Genomic DNA, 16,802 nt, shown 5'->3' with positions numbered 1-16,802 from the left:
GGGGAAACGCAAGGGAGGTCGGCATGGCCGGGCAAGCCGCCAGCAGGACCGTCCCGTTCGGCTCCGGATACGAGCCGCAGCGGCGCGTCGACCATGTGATCCAGATCAAGGCGCCGATCTCGCGCGCGCTGGACGATCGCCCCTTCCCTCCCGGACAGACAACCAGCCTTACCGCGCCAGAGGACGAGCAACCATGACACAAGCGCGACGGCACCAGCACGACCATTCCGGTGCGGCTTCAACAGACGGGGTCGCGATCAACGGCGAGATTCGGGTGACGCTGCCGGATGGCGCCGTGCTGCGCGCGCTGTCGCAGGGCCAGGGACGACCGCTGCTGCTGGTCAGCGGGCTCGCCGGCAGCACCGCTTTCTGGGACGACAATGCCGCGACGCTCGCCCGCTCCTTCCGGGTGCTGCGCTTCGATCAGCGTGGCATCGGCACCAGCGATCGCGGCAGCGCGCCCTGCACGATCGACCAGCTGGCCAAGGACTGTCTCGCCGTGCTCGACGCCGCCGGCGTCGACCGCGCCACGGTGCTCGGGCACTCGACCGGTGGCTGCATCGGCCTGTCGCTAGCGCGTCAGGCGCCGGACCGGTTCGACGGGCTCATCGTCAGCGGCAGCTGGCTGAGGCAGAATCGCTACATGACTGCGCTGTTCGAGACCCGCCTCGCCATCCTCGACCAGCATCCGCGTGCCTATGCGGCGAGCGCGGCGCTGATGACCTATCCGCCGACCTGGCTCGAAGCGCACTGGAGCGTCTACGAGACAGCGGTCGCGACCGCGCCGGACACGCCGGAAGCGAAGCAGATCGTGCGCGAACGCATTGGCGCGCTGCGCGCCTTCGATGCTTCGGGCTGGGCTGGAGAGATCGCTGCGCCGACACTGATCCTCGGCGCGCGCGACGATATGATCGTCCCTGCCTTCCTGCAGGAGGAACTCGCCGCGGCCATGCCCGGAGCCCGCAAGACCCTGCTCGATACAGGCGGGCACTACTTTCCGATTTCGCGGCCCGACGCCTTCACCGCCAATGTGGCCGAATGGATCGGAGCTCTGTAACCGCGGCCGCGACGAACTGCCCCGTATCCAAAGGAGCGGGCTGCGCTATCTCAGAAGGAGTCTAAGCTAGGAGAGACGACCCGATGAGACTGCTTGCCAGCGCTACCCTGCTCGCCCTTGCCGCGGCGACCGCTTCCCCCGCCCAGGCGCAGGACGTCTCTGCCGGTGAGCGTTCCTGGAACAAGTGCCGCGCCTGCCACCAGATCGGTGAGGGCGCCAAGAACCTGGTCGGCCCGCAGCTCAATGGCCTGTTTGGTCGGCATACCGGCGAGGTCGAGGGCTACAGCTATTCGACCGCCAACAAGGGCGCAAACATCACCTGGGACGAGGCGGTCTTCGCCGAATACATCAAGGATCCCAAGGCCAAGATCCCCGGCACCAAGATGATCTTCGCCGGCATCAAGAACGAAAAAGAGATCGCGGATCTCACCGCCTTCCTCAAGCAGTTCGGCAAGGACGGTAAGAAACTCTGAGATTGAGGCGCCGCGTCAAGGGAACTGACGCCGCCTACCAACTGTCCCGGCCCATCACTCACAAGATCTGCCAGAGCCGGCAAGGACACAGACCGATGCGGGAACTGCGCATCGGTCGATATCTGCTACGTTGTTCAGAAAAGAATTTGCCGGCTACAAAAATCCCTGGCGAGTCGCCGGCCGAATCACCATATGCTGCCGCCGGAGGGAGCATGGGGAAGTCGGCGAGGGCAGCAAAGGCGGACGCTCAGAAGCGTGCCGCGGAACCAAAGGTTCAGATCGGTGCCATACCCTATCGGCACCGGGCAGACGGTGCTGTCGAAATCATGCTGGTGACCACGCGCGAGACGCAGCGCTGGATCGTGCCGAAGGGCTGGCCGATCCGCGGGCTGAAGGGCCACGAGGCCGCCGCGCGCGAAGCCATGGAGGAGGCCGGACTGGTCGGCGAGGTCGGCAAGAAGCCCGTCGGCCGTTATACCTACTGGAAGCGGCGCACGCGCGATTTCGTGCTGTGCAAGGTCCGGCTCTATCCGCTCGCCGTGAATGACCAGCTCCCAAGCTGGCCCGAGCAGGACCAGCGCCGCAGCCAATGGTTCACCCAGGCCGATGCCGCCGATCTCGTCGACGAACCGGCGCTCGGGGCGATCCTGCGCAGCCTGACATTCGGCAAAGCCTGAAGCCGGAGCCTTCTGATCCCTGCTAGCCATCGTCAGCAAACAGCGCCCGCCAGCCGATTCTGCAGGGCCAGTGCAATCTAAATTCAGCCGCTTGACCTTCCCATGATGGGAAGGTGTAGCCATCTTCCAACGAGAGAAGGAAGGTGATGCGTCATGACGATGCATGCGAAGCATGAAGCGCCCGCGACCGGGCATAGCGTGATCGATATTCCTGTCGACGGGATGACCTGCGCGTCCTGCGTCGGGCGGGTTGAAAAGGCGATCACCGCCGTCCCCGGCGTGAGCGGAGCAGAGGTCAACCTGGCGACCGGCAAGGCGCGCGTGACGCTCGCCGGAGCGCAGACTGTTACGATCGCGGAAGCGATCCGCGGCGCCGGCTACGAGCCGGGCGCGACCGACATCACCCTGGCGATCTCGAGCATGACCTGCGCCTCCTGCGTCGGCCGGGTCGAGAAGGCCTTGCGCGCCGTGCCGGGCGTACTGGGAGCCGAGGTCAACCTCGCGACGGAGCGCGCGACCGTGCGCGTCGCCGATGGCGCCATCACGCCGGCGCTCGTAGCAGCAGTCTCCATCGCCGGTTACGAAGCCAGGCCCCTCGGCGAGAGCCGCAGCGACGATGGCGATGCCGCCGCTGTGCGCCGTGAAGCCGAGCAGAGCGCCTTGTTCCGCGCGGTCATCATCGCAGCGCTGGCGACCTTGCCGCTGATGATCCTCGAAATGGGCCCGCATCTGAGCGAGACCTTCCATCACTGGCTCTATGCCCGCGTCGACGCCTTCGTGCTGAAGCTCATTGCCTTCGGCCTCACCAGCATCGTTCTGTTCGGGCCGGGCCTGCGCTTCTTCCTGAAGGGCTGGCCGGCGCTGCTGCGCGGAGCGCCCGACATGAACGCGCTGGTCATGCTCGGCGCCGGCGCGGCCTATGCCTATTCCGTCGTCGCGACCTTCGCGCCCGACTGGCTGCCGGCCGGCACCGACTACACCTATTTCGAGACCGGAGCGGTGATCGTCACGCTGATCCTGCTCGGTCGCTGGTTCGAGGCCAGGGCCAAGGGGCGGACCAGCGAGGCGATCAAGCGGCTGGTGCAATTGCAGGCGCGCTCGGCCCGCGTGCTGCGCGACGGCGTCGAGAGCGAGATCGCGATCGAGCATGTCCGGGTCGGCGATCTCGTTCTGGTCCGGCCGGGCGAGAAGATCCCGGTCGACGGCGAGGTCGTCGAGGGCGCGTCGTATGTCGACGAGGCGATGGTGACGGGCGAGCCGGCACCGGCGCACAAGAGCGCCGGCTCGGCTGTGATCGGCGGCACGATCAACCGCAATGGGTCACTGCGCTTCCGGGCCGAGAAGGTCGGCGCCGATACGCTGCTCGCCCAGATCCTGCGCATGGTCGAGCAGGCTCAAGGCGCCAAGCTGCCGATCCAGGCGCTGGTCGATCGCGTCACCAACTGGTTCGTGCCGGCGGTGATCGCCGTCGCGCTCATGACCTTCGCAGCCTGGCTCGCCTTCGGGCCCTCGCCCGCTTTGACCTACGCACTGGTCAACGCGGTCGCGGTGCTGATCGTCGCCTGCCCCTGCGCCATGGGCCTGGCGACACCGACCTCGATCATGGTCGGTACCGGCCGCGCTGCCGAACTCGGCATCCTGTTCCGCCAGGGCGCGGCGCTGCAGGGCCTGAGCGAGGTCTCGACCATCGCCTTCGACAAGACCGGCACTTTGACCAAGGGCCGGCCCGAGATGACTCGCTTTATCGCCGCCGAGGGCTTCACCGAGGCGGAAGCGCTGCGCCTTGCCGCCTCAGCGGAGAGTGCCTCGGAACATCCTTCCGCCGAGGCGATCGTCGCGGAAGCGAAGCGGCGCGGTCTTGCGCTCGCGCCGGCCGCCGGCTTTGCGGCCGAGCCCGGCCTCGGAATCTCGGCCCAGGTCGACGGTCGCGACGTCCTGGTCGGCTCGCAGAAGCTAATGGCACAGCGGAACATCGCTCTCGGCGGCCTGGCCGACAAGGCAGCCGCCTTCGCCTGCGAGGGCGAGAGCCCGCTCTATGTCGCGGTCGAGGGCAGGCTCGCCGGGCTCGTCACCGTCGCGGATCAGGTCAAGCCTGGCACATCGGCTGCGATTTCCGCGCTCAAGACGCTCGGCCTGCGCATCGTCATGGTGACCGGCGACAACCGCGCCACCGCCGAGGCGATCGCAACCCGGCTCGGCATCGACGCTGTCGAAGCGGAGGTGCTGCCGACCGACAAGGCCGCGATCGTCAAGCGGCTGCAGTCCAATGGCGGCAAGGTCGCCTTCGTCGGCGACGGCATCAACGATGCGCCGGCGCTGGCCCAGGCCGATATCGGCATCGCCATGGGTGCCGGCACCGACATCGCCATCGAGAGCGCCGACATCGTCCTGATCTCCGGCGACCTGCGCCACGTGCCCGAGGCGATCGGCCTGTCCAAGGCGACGATGACCAACATCCGCCAGAATCTCGGCTGGGCCTTCGGCTACAATGTACTGCTGATCCCGGTCGCGGCTGGCGCGCTCTACCCACTCTGGGGCGTGTTGATGTCGCCGGTCTTCGCCAGCTTCGCCATGGCGTTCTCCAGCGTCAGCGTGCTGGCCAACGCACTGAGGCTGCGCCGCTTCGCGGCGCGGCAGGACACCACCGCGGCGCCGAACTCGGCCCCGGCCTTCGGGAGGATGGGATGAACATCGGACAAGCCGCCGAAGCCTCCGGCGTCAGCGCCAAGATGATCCGCTATTACGAGCAGATCGGGCTGATCGAACCGCCGGCGCGCTCGCAATCGGGTTACCGGGTCTATGCCGAGCCGAATGTCCATACGCTGCGTTTCGTGCGCCGCGCCCGCAGCCTCGGCTTCTCGGTCGACGAGACCGGGGCGTTGCTGGCGCTCTGGCGCGACCGCTCGCGGGCAAGCGCCGACGTGAAATCGCTGGCGCTGAAGCATGTCGCGGAGCTGGAGGAGAAGGCCGCGGCGCTGCAGGCAATGGCAGCGACGCTGCGCCATCTCGCCAGCCATTGCCATGGCGACAAGCGGCCGGACTGCCCGATCCTCGACAAGATCGGCGCGACGAGCTGAGCGCTCCAAAAGCAAAATGCCGGAGGCCTTTCCAGGCCCCCGGCATTCGCCGATACGGGAAGAATAACGTCGTCGGCAGCGCCGTTCAGCGCCGCATCGCCTCGGCGAGGCGCGGCGAGAAGGTACGGGTCGGCCGGCGAACGACAACGACGGAACGGTTCGGTGTCATCACCGTGGTGCGGTGCGCAGCCTTGCGGATCAGCGGCACCACCTCGGCAACCGGCACGCCCATCAATTGAGCGGCGAGCTCGGCCTGGTGTTCCGGCGAATCGCTCATGCACTGCGCCGCTGTCACTGCCTCTTCCAGAGTCGGCAGTTCGACGCGTGGGCGCAGGACGCGCGGAGGAGGATTCTTGTACTCGGGCATCTCAATGGCTCCTTGGACGCCTAAAATAGCACTTATTGTGCACTGCACAAGATTGCGCTGCATTATTCTCTGCAATGCAACAATCGCAGAGCGGCTGGCACAGGGCTTGCGCCTTCGGAATGCCTAAAACCGGCAAGAGATTGTCGCCGTCAGGGCCGGTTCCGCCCAGCTCGCCCACTTGGTTTCGGCCTTGCCAGGAGAGACCCATGATTGCAGCGGATGCAGCCATGTCGGCAGCGCAGGCCCGCCGGCGTCGCCCGCCAGCCCCCGAGCCGGAAGATCATGAGTTCGGCCGGCTCGAATTGCTGCTGCGCCTGCGGCGCAACCCGCTGACAATCTGGCGGACGCGCCACTTTCGCGAGCCGATCGTCGCCGGCGAAGGGCTTTTCGGCTATGGCGTCGTCGTCTCCGACCCGGACGTCATCCGGCATGTGCTGGTCGAGAACGCGGCGAACTACCGCAAGGACGATCTCCAGCGCACCATCCTCGCGCCCGGACTCGGCGAAGGGCTGCTGACCGCCGAGGGCGAGGCCTAGAAGCGGGCACGGCGGACGCTGGCGCCGCTGTTCACGCCGCGCTCGGTCGCGGCGCTTGCGCAGCGCATGACGGCGCCGGCCGAGCGGACGGTCGCCCGCATGCTGCGCCGGCGCAGCAGCCGCGTCGTCGACGTCTCAGCCGACATGACCCGGGTGACCTACGATATCCTGGCCGAGACGATGTTCTCGAACGCGATCGCCGGCGGTGCCGACGCCTTCGGCAAGGCCTTGACCCGCTATTTCGAGACGCAGGGACGGATCGATCCGCTCGACGTGCTCGGCGCACCGGCCTGGCTGCCGCGCATCGGCCGCTGGATGGCGCGGCCGGCGATCGGCTTCTTCGAAGCGCAGGTCAAGGCGATCATCGCGGCACGGCAGGAGCTGCATGCCGGCGGCAGCAGGCGGCCGGAGAGGCCGGACCTGCTCGATGCCCTGCTCGCGGCGCGCGATCCCGAGACCGGAACCGGACTCAGCGAGGCCGAAGTCGGTGCCAACATCGTCACATTCATCGGCGCCGGCCACGAGACAACGGCCAACGCCCTGACCTGGTCGCTCTATCTCATCTCGCTCGCACCGGATGTGCGCGATGCGCTGGAGGCGGAGGTCGATGCGGCCGGCGACGATCTCGCCGGCGCCGCCCTGGCGGGCGAGCGCCTGGCGCTCACCCGCGCCGTGATCGAGGAAGCGATGCGGCTGTACCCGCCAGTGCCCTCATTGTCGCGCACGGCGCTGGCCGACGATGTCGCAGCAGGCCGCTGCGCCATCCCGAAGGGGGCGCTGGTCGTGGTGTCGCCCTATCTCCTGCATCGACATGAGACGCTCTGGGAGGCGCCTGACCGCTTCCGGCCCGAGCGCTTCCTGCCCGGCGCCCGCGAGGCCATTCCGCGCTACGCCTATCTGCCGTTCGGCGCCGGCCCAAGGGTCTGCATCGGCCAGCAATTCGCCATGGTGGAGGCGGTGATCGTGCTCGCCACGCTGCTCCGGCAGTTGCGCTTCGATCATGCCGGCGACGCAGCGCCGATGCCGGTGCAGCGTATCACATTGCGGCCGCGCGACGGGATGCCGATGCGCCTGACTGCACGGCACGCATTACGGTGACGATATAACGGACCGCGGCGAATTAACCACAGCTGCCGGAAAAGCGTTAAAGATGAACCTTTGGTTTTTTAAAGATGTCACGCCAGCAGCGGCCGATGCTGCGGAGCAGCGTCTGCGCAACAGCCTGCCAATCCCGGTTTTTCTTGGCTTTTGACCGGGGTTCTGGAGCGCGAACATTTTAAAGATTGTCGGAATCGTGACAAACTGCAGCAGCACTTGCCCAAAAAAGGCCAATATGGAACAGATGCCGGGTGTGGCGCCATATGGTCCTGCCCGGTTTTGCGAAACTGGCTCAGTCGGGTGCAAGGGCTACCAGAATTGCAGGCGCCATGGATTTTGGAAACAACCTTTACTGGGGTGACGTGATGCATGCCAAGACCATGAAGGCCGGAACCATTCTCGTCGTGGGCGCCCTTGCGCTCGGCGGCTGCACCGGTTCGCAGGAACGTGTCGCCGCGGGCGGCGCGTTGGGCGCCGGCGCCGGTGCGCTGATCGGCGGCGCGGCCGGTGGCTGGCGCGGCGCAGCGATCGGCGCCCTGATCGGCGGCGTGGCCGGCCTCGTCATCGCCGACGCGATCGAGAAGGAGCGCGCTCGCGAGGCGGCCTACATCGCCGCGCGCTCGGGCGGGTCGAACACCCAGCGCTTCCGCAATTCGAGCGGCCAGGACGTCACCGTCCGCGCCCGCACGGTGCGCACCTACAACAACAGCCAGGGCCAGCGCATCCGCGTCGTCGAGCGCAGCGTAACCCGCGAAGGCAAGGCCGCCGGCACGGATACGGTCGAGGTCAACCTGGCGACCAACGAAGCCTCCGGCATCTGAGCCGCTGGCGAAACGCGAACCGGCCCTCCCTCGTCCGCGAGGGAGGGCCCCACGAGTACCGAACCGAGATGACTGCTCAAGCGCTGACGAGACGAATCCTCTGCCTGACGGTTGCCTGCCTTGCGGCAGCATCGCCGGTGGGGGCTACGGCGCAGACGCAGATGATGCCGGGGTTCGATCCGTACAACCCGTTCGGCTCCGCCGCCCAGCTGCTCTGGCAGCGCATCCAGCAGCAATGCCCGCAGCTGAAGCTGCCGGTCACGATCGGCATCGCGTCGCGCCCTGCGACGCGCGATGCCTTCACCACCGATCAGGGCAACAACATCATGCAGCAAATCCGGGCTGCATTCTCGAACATTCCCGGCGTCTCGATGGCGCCCTGGCTCGACCTCGACCCGATCAAGGGCATCGTCGACACCGGCGTTCTCGACAACCCGCTCGCCGGCGACAACAAGGAACAGCTCAGCAAGATCCAGCTTGAGATCCGCGCCTCCGGCCAGAAGGCCGGCGCGGCGGCACGCTTCAATCTGTCGGCGCATGGCTGGAACGGTTACGAGAGCTGCTCGCCGAGCCTCGACCCCTTCACCGTCTCGCAGGATTTCATCGGCGAGGAGTACACCTCGACCGACGAGCTCTTCAACAAGGTCGCCGCCGGCGTCTGGGCGGCCTCGGTCGACACCTCGAACCCGTTGACCCTGTCGGTCCGGATGCTGAGCGGCCTGCCCGTCACCGAAGGGTGGCAGGGGTACTTCTCGGACAAGATGGCGCGGGCGCTCAGCAAGCAGAACGCCGAGGAGAAGGAAACCAAGATCCGAGCCGAGCGCCACGTCACGCTCGTCATCGCGCATGATCCGTCCGGTACCGAGGACAAGCGCTGGGACGGGATGGTCACGGTCGATCCACGCCCGCTGGGCTATCGGATCTCGGTCAGCGTCAATCGCCGGAACACGACGCCGGTCTCCGAGGACGGCCTCGTCACGCTCGACGAATTGCCGACGATGCAGCAGTGGACGGCGCTCGGCCCAACTGCCCAGACGCCGCGGCTCGACCAGACGCCGCTGCGGGTCAATGTGCGGATCGAAGGCGGCAGGGCTCTGCAGCAATATCCCTTCCTGGTCGCGCAGGAATCCTATGTCGAGGTCGACATTCCGACCGGCAGCGTCCGCGGACCTCACCCGGCCGTCCCTGTCGACGTCTTGGGCCGCAACAACGTCGTGCTGAAGACGATCCATATCGCCAATCCGAGCCGCCCGAACCTGCGGCGCTACAAGCTCGGGCCCGGCGAATACACGATCCGGGTCGCCAGCGCCGGCCCTGTCGCACAGGACTTCCAGCTGCGGGCCCGCGCCGTCGACACCAACGACATGCTGATGCCCGAAGCGCCGGGCAGGCTGCTGCGCCGCTTCCAGGACTGGTACGCCAGCGTCTCGGAGGACCCGCGCACCGGCCAGCGCACCTGCTTCGCCTATACCGCCGCACAGGAGGCCGGACCGCGCTACTGGCGCGAACAGGCACCGTTCATCCTGCTGCAGGCCGGCAGCGCCGGCACGGGCGAGCTGCAGCACCTGATCGAGGACAAGCGCTACTACAAGCCGGGCGCCCCGTTCGAGGCGGTGATCAGGGAGGGCGGTGGCATGGTGCGCCGGCTCAATGCAGCCCCGACCACGGCGGGCAACTTCATCCGCCCAATGAAGCAGGGCTCGAACGGCCAGCCGATCCTCGATATGGACGCGGTCGCGGGCTACAACAGAGGCACGACGCTCGAGATCAGGGGCACCGCGCCTGATGGCCGGCCGGCCCATGTGATCTATTCGCTGCAGGGCTATCGCGCCGCCGTCAATGCCATGTCGCTGGAATGCGGCCGGCGCGACCTCGCCAACGCCCTGGTCTGGAAGTAGTCGCCAGCGATGCTTTCAGGCCAGCGCGAGCGCCGCCTGCGCCGGCCCCGTTCCCTCGCCAGCGGTTTCGAACCGGATCAGGCCGCGACGGACATCCTTGGCTGTATCGAGCACGGTGGTGAGGGAGCGCGCCGAGCGCTCCAGCACCTCGAGCAGGGACGGCACGAGGCGCGGATCGCTCCAGACGTCCTGCGCGCGGCGCCCGAAGGGAGCCAGGAAGGGCTCGAGCCCGCTCCAGGCGAAGGCGATCTCGCGGGGACGCGTCGCAGCCACATCGAGTCCGAGCAGGATGCGCTCGATGATCGGCGCCCAGACACCATCGTCATAGCGGCCGGCTGGCAGAAGAATGATCAGCCGATCGGCGCTGGCGAGCGTCGTTTGCGCTTCCGAACCGGCCTGAGACGGCTCGCGGAACAGTCGCGGCAGCGAACGCGGCGCGAGGAAGCTCGCTTCGACCTCATGCATCTCCGTCCCGGAGGCTTCCGACAAGACCAGCCGTCGGCTCGCGACGTCCTCGCCGGCCGTCGCCTGAGCCAGCGCAGCCGGCAGGGCATATGGCAGGGCGGCGAAGCAAATCGTTTCTACCGTCATTGCCCCACGCTCCGTCTCAGCATTTACACCGCCCTCTCCGGCAGGCCGGTCAGGCAGGTTTCGCAAGTCACGACCGACCCGGCGCAAGCTCAGGTCCGCACGACGAAAGTCGAGCTTGGACAATCTCTTGCAAGACGCCGGACCATCGCGCAAGGTCCGCACGCGTCATCCCGCCTCATTCGTCTTTCGCGGAGCCTGCTTTCGTGACTCCTTCCATGGCGCCTGTCGCCGTCATCTGGGACGGATCGCGCCATGTCGCGGCGATCTGGCGACAAAGCGCTCCGATCCGTTTCCTGGCGGCAGAAGAGGCCGGCGGACGCGTCAGCCTGATCGCCGCCGCCGATGCCGGGACCGCAGCGCTTCATGGCAAGCTGCCTGCGGGAAGCCGGGCGCTCCATGCCGTGACGCTGGCCGCCGACGGCAGGCTGACAACGATCCCGATCCAGCTCGACGAAAGGCTCTCGCTCACCGAGACCGACCGGCGCGCCCCCGGGCTTTCGCTGGTGCAGGTGCGCCGCGATGCGAACGGCCCGCTCTCGCTGCAGGATGGCCCGGCTGGCGAGCAAGCCATGGCTTCGCCCCTCGCCTCGGGCTTCAACCAGAGCAGCGGCTCGGAAGCGGATGGTTTTCGCCTGCTCGTCGGGCCCTTCCTGCACCCCGAGGATGAACGGGCCGCGCTGACGCAGATGGCAGCTCAGCGGAGCGGTCCGACCGAGGGGTTGACGCTCTCCTTCAGCGGCGACGATGCCGTAGCTACATCCGAAGGGCTTCTGGTGGCGCATCTGCCGGCGGCGATGCGCGAGGCCAGGCAAGCCTTGAGCGAGATCGATCAGGAGCTCCGGCTCGCCGTCGAAGCCGAGCTCGACCTGCTCGCCGCTTCGCTGACCGACCAGCGTGACATCGACGCGACCGGTCTCGGCCGCCTTGCCGCATTGCGCCGCGGCTTTCGCCTGCTCCGCCCGGCGGCGGAGCCCGGTGGCAGCACCGGACTTACCCTGCCTGATTGGCGCGCGGGCGACGAGATCATCGTCTTCGCCGCACCGCGCCGCCAGCTCGTCTGGTCTGGCGAGGGCGAGGCAATCACAGGTGCACCGATGACGCTGCGCTGGCGGGATGGCGCCTTCACTGCCGTTACCCATCGCGAGGGCTATGCCGCCTCGACGGCAACCGGGCTGACCTTGGGCGGCAATGGCGGCAATGCCCTTGTCGTGGCGGCCGCCGACGCAACTGTACCATTCCATGACGACCTCGCACTCGCTGCCGGCCGCCTGGCGGAAAGGCTCTGGCGCACGACCAGCGCGCTTCGGCCGGCACGTCTCGGTGCCGCACTCGACGAGATCGCCAGCCGCGCCAGCGACACAGCTACCGGGCCGCTCTCGCGACTCGATGCACGCGCCAAGGACGCCGCGCCGGCAAGCCTGCTCGACGCTCTGGCGGCGAGCGCGGGCATCGATCCGGCGCGGACGGACGAGCTTAGCGAGCGCGCGCTCGACGAACAGATCGCCATGCTGCTGCGCGCCATCGCCCAGCCGCAGCTGGCGAGGCGCGCCTGCGCCGTGCGGCTTACTCTGCCCCTGCCGGGATCGCCCGAGAACGAGGCCCGGCTGGAGCGACTGCTCGCCTGGTACGAAGATCCTGCCCTCCCGCAATCCCTCGCCCGCGAGGCGATGGCGCTGGCCGGCCATGACCGGCGGGCGATGCGCCTGCTGCACGACGTCGCCGCCAGCGCCCATCAGAGCTGGCTCGATACCGGCCTCGCGACCGAAGTCGAACAGGCCATGGCGGACGCGGCGACGCGCAGCGGCCAGCGCCGGCTCTCGCCGCTCGATACCTTGCTGCTCGAATTGCGCCGACAGCCGCAACGGCAGCCTGCGCCCGGCTTGGAAGTGGTCGCCCGCATGCGCAGCGAGCTCGCTGACGCCGCGCGACAGGCCAGCCAGCCGGCGGCGATCACCGATGAACTGGCGCGGCGGCTCGGCGAACTGACCCCCGGCGAGATCATCCTCCTGCATGGCCATTTCGCCGCCCTGCGACGCGAAGTCGAGCGGGCAGCGGCCGCCGCCGACCTGATCCGCAACTGGGAGGAGATTGCCGGATATCCGGGCCTCGCCGCGCGGGCGCATCGCGGCGGCGACCCCGTGCGCGGCGCGCAGCGGCTGACGGCAACGAGCCGCCATTTCGCCGACTCGCTGACGCCGATGGAGAGCCTTGCTCCAGCCCTGGCCGGTCTTTCGGCGCAGATCGACGCACTGCTCGGCCCGGCCCGCGAAGCAACGGGCAGGAACCAGACGCTGCGCGCCACGCTCGAAAGCTATAGCCGCCTGCTGCTGGCGCAGATGGTGCTGCGCGAGGCCGATGCCGCCTTCGCCGAGGTGCCGTTCGCCGGTCGCGCGCTGGCCGACCCTCATGATACCGGCTTCGGCGCCGCCTATCGCCGGCTCAGGGCCGGCTCTGGCGACATGCTGCCACGCTATCTCGCTGCCGCCGCCGCACTGACCGGGCTCGATCATCATTGGGGGACCACGCTCGGCGGCAACTCCGGCTACACCGTTTCGAGGCAGGACGCATGACCACTCTGCCCTGCTACAATCTCGAGACCCGGCTCGGGAGCTTCGCCGCGACCATCGCGCTCGACCGCAGCGGCGACCTGATCGACCTCCTCGCCTTCGAAGCGCCGGAGGACATGGTCAAGGCCGTGACGGTCTCGCTGGTCTCGCATGCGCCGAGCCTGACCAGCGGCGTCGACATCGGCTGGCTGCAAGGCGACGCTCTGCTCGACAAGGCTGCGATCCGGGCCGGCGAACGGCTGGTGCTTGGCTTGCGCCGCGAGGCGGTGATGCGCGCGGTCGCGAGCCATCGCGCCCAGGCCGATGTCGACAGCGACGCCAGCCTCGAAATCGCCTTCTCCACCATCGTCGAGACCGGCAGCGGCACCCGCGCCTCGCCGCGGCGCCTCATCAAGATCGCGGCGCTCGCCGGCGCCTCGCAGCCGGAATGGCGGATCGAGCCGGTCGAGATCGACCTTGATTCCCTGCAGGCCGGCAAGCTGCTCGCGGTCGGTCAGGTCGCGATCGACATCCCCAGGGACATCGTGCTCGAAGGCCGGCGCGGCCTGACCATCGAGGCGAGCTGCTTCGGCATCAAGGCCCAGCATCTCTCACTCGGCGTCGCCGCACCGATGGATCATTCGGTCTCGCTCAGACGTTTCCCGGATTCCGGCACCTCGACCAGCCGGCACCTGATCTGGCTCGCCGACGCACCGGCGCTCGCCGGCCAGGAGGTGCGCCTCGACGTAACGCTGACGCGCGACGCCGTGCTCGATTTCGTCGACGAGACGAGCCAGGCTAATCCGAAGGCGCCGCTGCAGGTCAGGCTCACCGCCAAGCTCGGCGGCTGGGTCGGCCAGGATGGCGCCGGCCATGATCCGGACGGCCCGGCCAAGCCCTGGTCGAGCGCGCTCGAATCCCGCTCGGTGCCGATCCTCAGCCAGAACCGCGGCGAGGTCGCGCTGACGATCGCTGGGCAACATTTCGCCTGCCCGCTCGGTGGCACCGCGCAATTCGAGATCACAGGCGGCCTCAACGCCGAGGTCGACCCGGACGACGAGACCTCGATCGTGCGCTGCGACGGGCTGGTTATCGACCTGCGCCGCTGGCCGCTGACCCGGACCGCGCCGCTGACTGTCGAGGTCAGCAGCCGCATGGGTGAGAGCGAGATCGCCGAGCCGCCGACGCCCTTCCCGCTCGAGATCGTGCGCGAGGGCGATTTCGGCCGGCGCGGCCGCGCCGTCGTGCCGATGCAGAACCTGACGACGACACTGTCGCGCGCCGTGCGCACCAGCGGCGCCAATGTGCTGCGCGGTGAGATCACGGTCTCGCTGGCGATCAAGGCCGGCGACGAGGGCGGCAAGGCCTTCGCGCAGGCGAGCCTGCCACTGCGCTATAGCCGCCGCGTCCACCGCCTGCCGATCTGCATAGACCTCGGGGCCTCCGCCACCTCGATCTGGTCGGGCGCGCCGCGCGCCGCCGGCCGGGCGACCGAGATCAAACCGCTGGCGCTCGGCACCTGGCTCGCCGCCCATGTCGATCCGCGCCATGGCGAGGCCGCCCTGCAGGACGCCGGCGCCGCGCCGCTGATCCCGAGCCATGTCGGGCTCGATTCCGGCAACAATCTGCGCGCCGACCACGCGCCGCACAGCCTGCCGGACCTCGCTTTGATCGGCTCCGACCGAGCCAGCGTGGCGCGCCGCCTCAAGGCGTTCGCACGACGTTATGACGTTTCTGCGCCGGCCCCGCCGCCGCAACCCGGGCTGCCCGAGAGCGGCAAGCGGATCGATTCGCTCAAGCACGCGCTGACCTCCGGCGCGGTCTCGCTGACGCTGAACGAGCAGGTGCATCGCTACGATGCCGCCACCGATCGCGTCGTCGCCACCAACACAGTCGAGATCGCGCCTTTGGTCGCCGACGTGCTCGACGAGCTGGTCGACCTCTATGTGCTGCGCCTCGGCGAGGATCGCCTGCGCGTCGAGGACCAGGCGCCGCCACCGGTGGTGCCGCGCATCCTGGTCTCCTGCCCAAGCGGCATCGGCGACGAGATCGCCTCGCGCTATCGCGCCGCACTCGAGCTCTTCGCGCAGCGGCTGGAGCGCCTATTCCCCGGCGCGACCAGCTTCCCGGATGCCGCCGTCACCGTACCCGAGGCGGTCGCGGCGGCGCGCTATGTCGCCAGCCTGCCGGAGGTGCGTGCCGCAGTGCCCGACCAAAGCGAGGCGCTGCTGGTCACGCTCGACATCGGCGGCGGCACCAGCGACGTCGCGCTCGCCTCGCTGCGCCGCGACGGCGACCGGCTGAACCATGCGACGCTCGCCACCTTCGGCTTGCCCGTCGGCGGGGACCTGATCGACGAGGCGCTGACCGGCATCGCCGCAACGCTGATCGACCGGGCGATGGAGGGCCAGGACGCGCATTGGCAGCCGGCTTTCGCCGAGGCCTCGCTCGCCCGCGCCATCCAGCGCGAGGACGCCGCCGCGCTGGCGGCGCGCAGCTGGCTACGCAATGCGGTGAAGCAGGCCAAGGCTGGTCTCGCCACCCGTCTCAGCGAAAAGGCACAGAGCGCCGGCACGCGCTATCGCTGGGATGCGGACGCGCCCGACGAGACCTTCGACCTCGTCCTCGCCGAGGTGAGGTCCGACGGCGAACCGGCGGGCCTCTACGTCGCCCAGAACGAGCCCAAGCTGGCAAACACGACGCAGCGGCCAGGCCTGCAGCTCGCGATCGACGGGCCCGACAAGGCCGGCACGCACCGCCTCATGCTGAAGCTCTCGCGCGCGGCGCTGGAGAAAGGCACCGGCGAAACCTCGCAGCGCCTCGCCGAGATCGGCGCCGTGCTCGGCGGCCTGCTGCCGCGCCTGGCCCGCGCCGCCGGCCCGAACCCGGCGCGAAGGCCGACCGTGATCATGGTGCCGACCGGGCGCGCCGCGCTCTGGCCGCCGATCTTCGAGGCGATCGCGGCCGAAGCGGAAGCCAGCCGCGCCGCCTTCCCGTTCGAGCGGCCGTTCTCGCCGGCGGCGATGAAGAAGGCGGTGATCGCGGGAGCCGCCATCCTCGGCATCGAGGGCGACATGGCCGGCAGCGCCGTGCTGCACAAGAACCCGCTCGGCATCGCCGCAATGGCCGTGCAGATGCGCGATCTCGGCGCCACCGGCCTGCGCACCGAATTCGCGGCCGAGCGCATCCATTATCTCGGCTACGACATCGCTTCGGGCGCGCGCGTCCATGCCGAGCATGACGAGGCGGCACCAAGCCTGGGCGGACGCGCCAATCTCGGCCGCCGCTTCCAGTTCGTGCGCACGATCCCGGGCCTCGATCCGCAGGGCAAGGCGCTGGCACGCCTGCGCCCGCTGCTCGATGGCCAGGATCCGATGGTGCTGCTCGAAGGCGATTCGATCGTCGAAGCCCACCGCGAAGGCCTCGACGGCTTCGGCGTCTGCGAGATCATCAGCGAGGTGCTTTCGCCGGTGAGCCGCAAGGTCACGGTCGTCGCCGCCAATGAGGGCTGGGAAGCCTGCTGGCGGATCGAGCACGACCGCGTCTCGCGCATCTACTGAAGAGGTCGCAGGATCGTCATGGCCCGCACGCGAAAACGGCTCTGGCGTTCACAAGAGCGGGCTCGGCCCGCTTCGTTGCGACCGCATGTCCATCACGCCTT

Annotated in this window: 13 protein-coding genes and 1 pseudogene; 12 read left to right on the top strand and 2 right to left on the bottom strand. The window is 68.6% G+C overall.

Translation table 11 applies throughout. The features are described from left to right. Positions 1-23 precede the first annotated feature (23 nt). From ACWIGM_RS28590 to cueR, 6 genes are all read left to right on the top strand, one after another. Positions 24-197 carry a hypothetical protein gene (locus tag ACWIGM_RS28590; RefSeq protein WP_454029354.1) on the top strand — a complete coding sequence of 58 codons (174 nt, stop codon included), beginning with the start codon at positions 24-26 and terminating at the stop codon, positions 195-197. Further along, on the top strand, positions 194-1,057 hold the full coding sequence (locus ACWIGM_RS28585; protein ID WP_454029353.1) for an alpha/beta fold hydrolase: 864 nt from the start codon (positions 194-196) through the stop codon (positions 1,055-1,057). The genes ACWIGM_RS28590 and ACWIGM_RS28585 overlap by 4 nt, the downstream gene beginning before the upstream one ends. Before the next feature lie 83 nt (positions 1,058-1,140). After that, positions 1,141-1,530 carry a c-type cytochrome gene (locus tag ACWIGM_RS28580; RefSeq protein ID WP_454029352.1) on the top strand — a complete coding sequence of 130 codons (390 nt, stop codon included), beginning with the start codon at positions 1,141-1,143 and terminating at the stop codon, positions 1,528-1,530. 95 nt (positions 1,531-1,625) lie between these two features. Next, complete coding sequence (locus ACWIGM_RS28575) at positions 1,626-2,207, top strand: NUDIX hydrolase (protein ID WP_454029351.1); 582 nt, start codon at positions 1,626-1,628, stop codon at positions 2,205-2,207. 153 nt (positions 2,208-2,360) lie between these two features. Next, positions 2,361-4,895, top strand: a complete 2,535-nt coding sequence (locus ACWIGM_RS28570) for a heavy metal translocating P-type ATPase (RefSeq protein ID WP_454029350.1) — start codon at positions 2,361-2,363, stop codon at positions 4,893-4,895. After that, positions 4,892-5,284 carry a Cu(I)-responsive transcriptional regulator gene (gene cueR / locus ACWIGM_RS28565; RefSeq protein WP_454029349.1) on the top strand — a complete coding sequence of 131 codons (393 nt, stop codon included), beginning with the start codon at positions 4,892-4,894 and terminating at the stop codon, positions 5,282-5,284. Before ACWIGM_RS28570 ends, cueR begins: the two co-directional genes overlap by 4 nt. Before the next feature lie 85 nt (positions 5,285-5,369). Here the strand turns inward: cueR and ACWIGM_RS28560 are convergent, their stop codons facing one another. Then, on the bottom strand, positions 5,370-5,651 hold the full coding sequence (locus tag ACWIGM_RS28560; protein ID WP_454029348.1) for a hypothetical protein: 282 nt from the start codon (positions 5,649-5,651) through the stop codon (positions 5,370-5,372). A 206-nt stretch (positions 5,652-5,857) separates the two neighbouring features. On the opposite strand from ACWIGM_RS28560, the gene ACWIGM_RS28555 reads away from it, so the two are divergent. The 4 genes and pseudogenes from ACWIGM_RS28555 to ACWIGM_RS28540 all read left to right on the top strand — a co-directional run bounded on the left by ACWIGM_RS28555 (position 5,858) and on the right by ACWIGM_RS28540 (position 10,004). Next, the gene (locus tag ACWIGM_RS28555; RefSeq protein ID WP_454029347.1) at positions 5,858-6,187 is read left to right on the top strand and encodes a hypothetical protein; all 330 of its coding nucleotides are present in this window, start codon (positions 5,858-5,860) and stop codon (positions 6,185-6,187) included. Positions 6,188-6,199: 12 nt separating this feature from the next. Next, positions 6,200-7,285, top strand: a pseudogene (locus tag ACWIGM_RS28550) (cytochrome P450); the annotation flags it as partial. Positions 7,286-7,614: 329 nt separating this feature from the next. Beyond that, entirely contained in the window at positions 7,615-8,106 is a 492-nt protein-coding gene (locus tag ACWIGM_RS28545; protein WP_454029346.1) for a glycine zipper domain-containing protein, read from the top strand. 161 nt (positions 8,107-8,267) lie between these two features. Next, complete coding sequence (locus ACWIGM_RS28540; RefSeq protein ID WP_454029345.1) at positions 8,268-10,004, top strand: hypothetical protein; 1,737 nt, start codon at positions 8,268-8,270, stop codon at positions 10,002-10,004. Positions 10,005-10,019: 15 nt separating this feature from the next. Here the strand turns inward: ACWIGM_RS28540 and ACWIGM_RS28535 are convergent, their stop codons facing one another. Continuing rightward, positions 10,020-10,595, bottom strand: coding sequence for a hypothetical protein (locus tag ACWIGM_RS28535; protein ID WP_454029344.1), 576 nt, complete (start codon positions 10,593-10,595; stop codon positions 10,020-10,022). 203 nt (positions 10,596-10,798) lie between these two features. Here ACWIGM_RS28535 and ACWIGM_RS28530 point away from each other — a divergent pair, with 203 nt between their 5' ends. Together ACWIGM_RS28530 and ACWIGM_RS28525 are read left to right on the top strand one after the other, a co-directional pair. Beyond that, on the top strand, positions 10,799-13,165 hold the full coding sequence (locus tag ACWIGM_RS28530; RefSeq protein WP_454029343.1) for a hypothetical protein: 2,367 nt from the start codon (positions 10,799-10,801) through the stop codon (positions 13,163-13,165). Beyond that, positions 13,162-16,701 (top strand): hypothetical protein, encoded by a 3,540-nt coding sequence (locus ACWIGM_RS28525; protein WP_454029342.1) that lies wholly within the window; start codon positions 13,162-13,164, stop codon positions 16,699-16,701. The genes ACWIGM_RS28530 and ACWIGM_RS28525 overlap by 4 nt, the downstream gene beginning before the upstream one ends. Positions 16,702-16,802 lie beyond the last annotated feature (101 nt).

The sequence above is a fragment of the Allobosea sp. NPDC055332 genome (assembly GCF_053645455.1).
The sequence above is the reverse complement of the archived record's forward strand: the minus strand, read 5'-3'. Positions and strand labels throughout refer to the sequence as shown.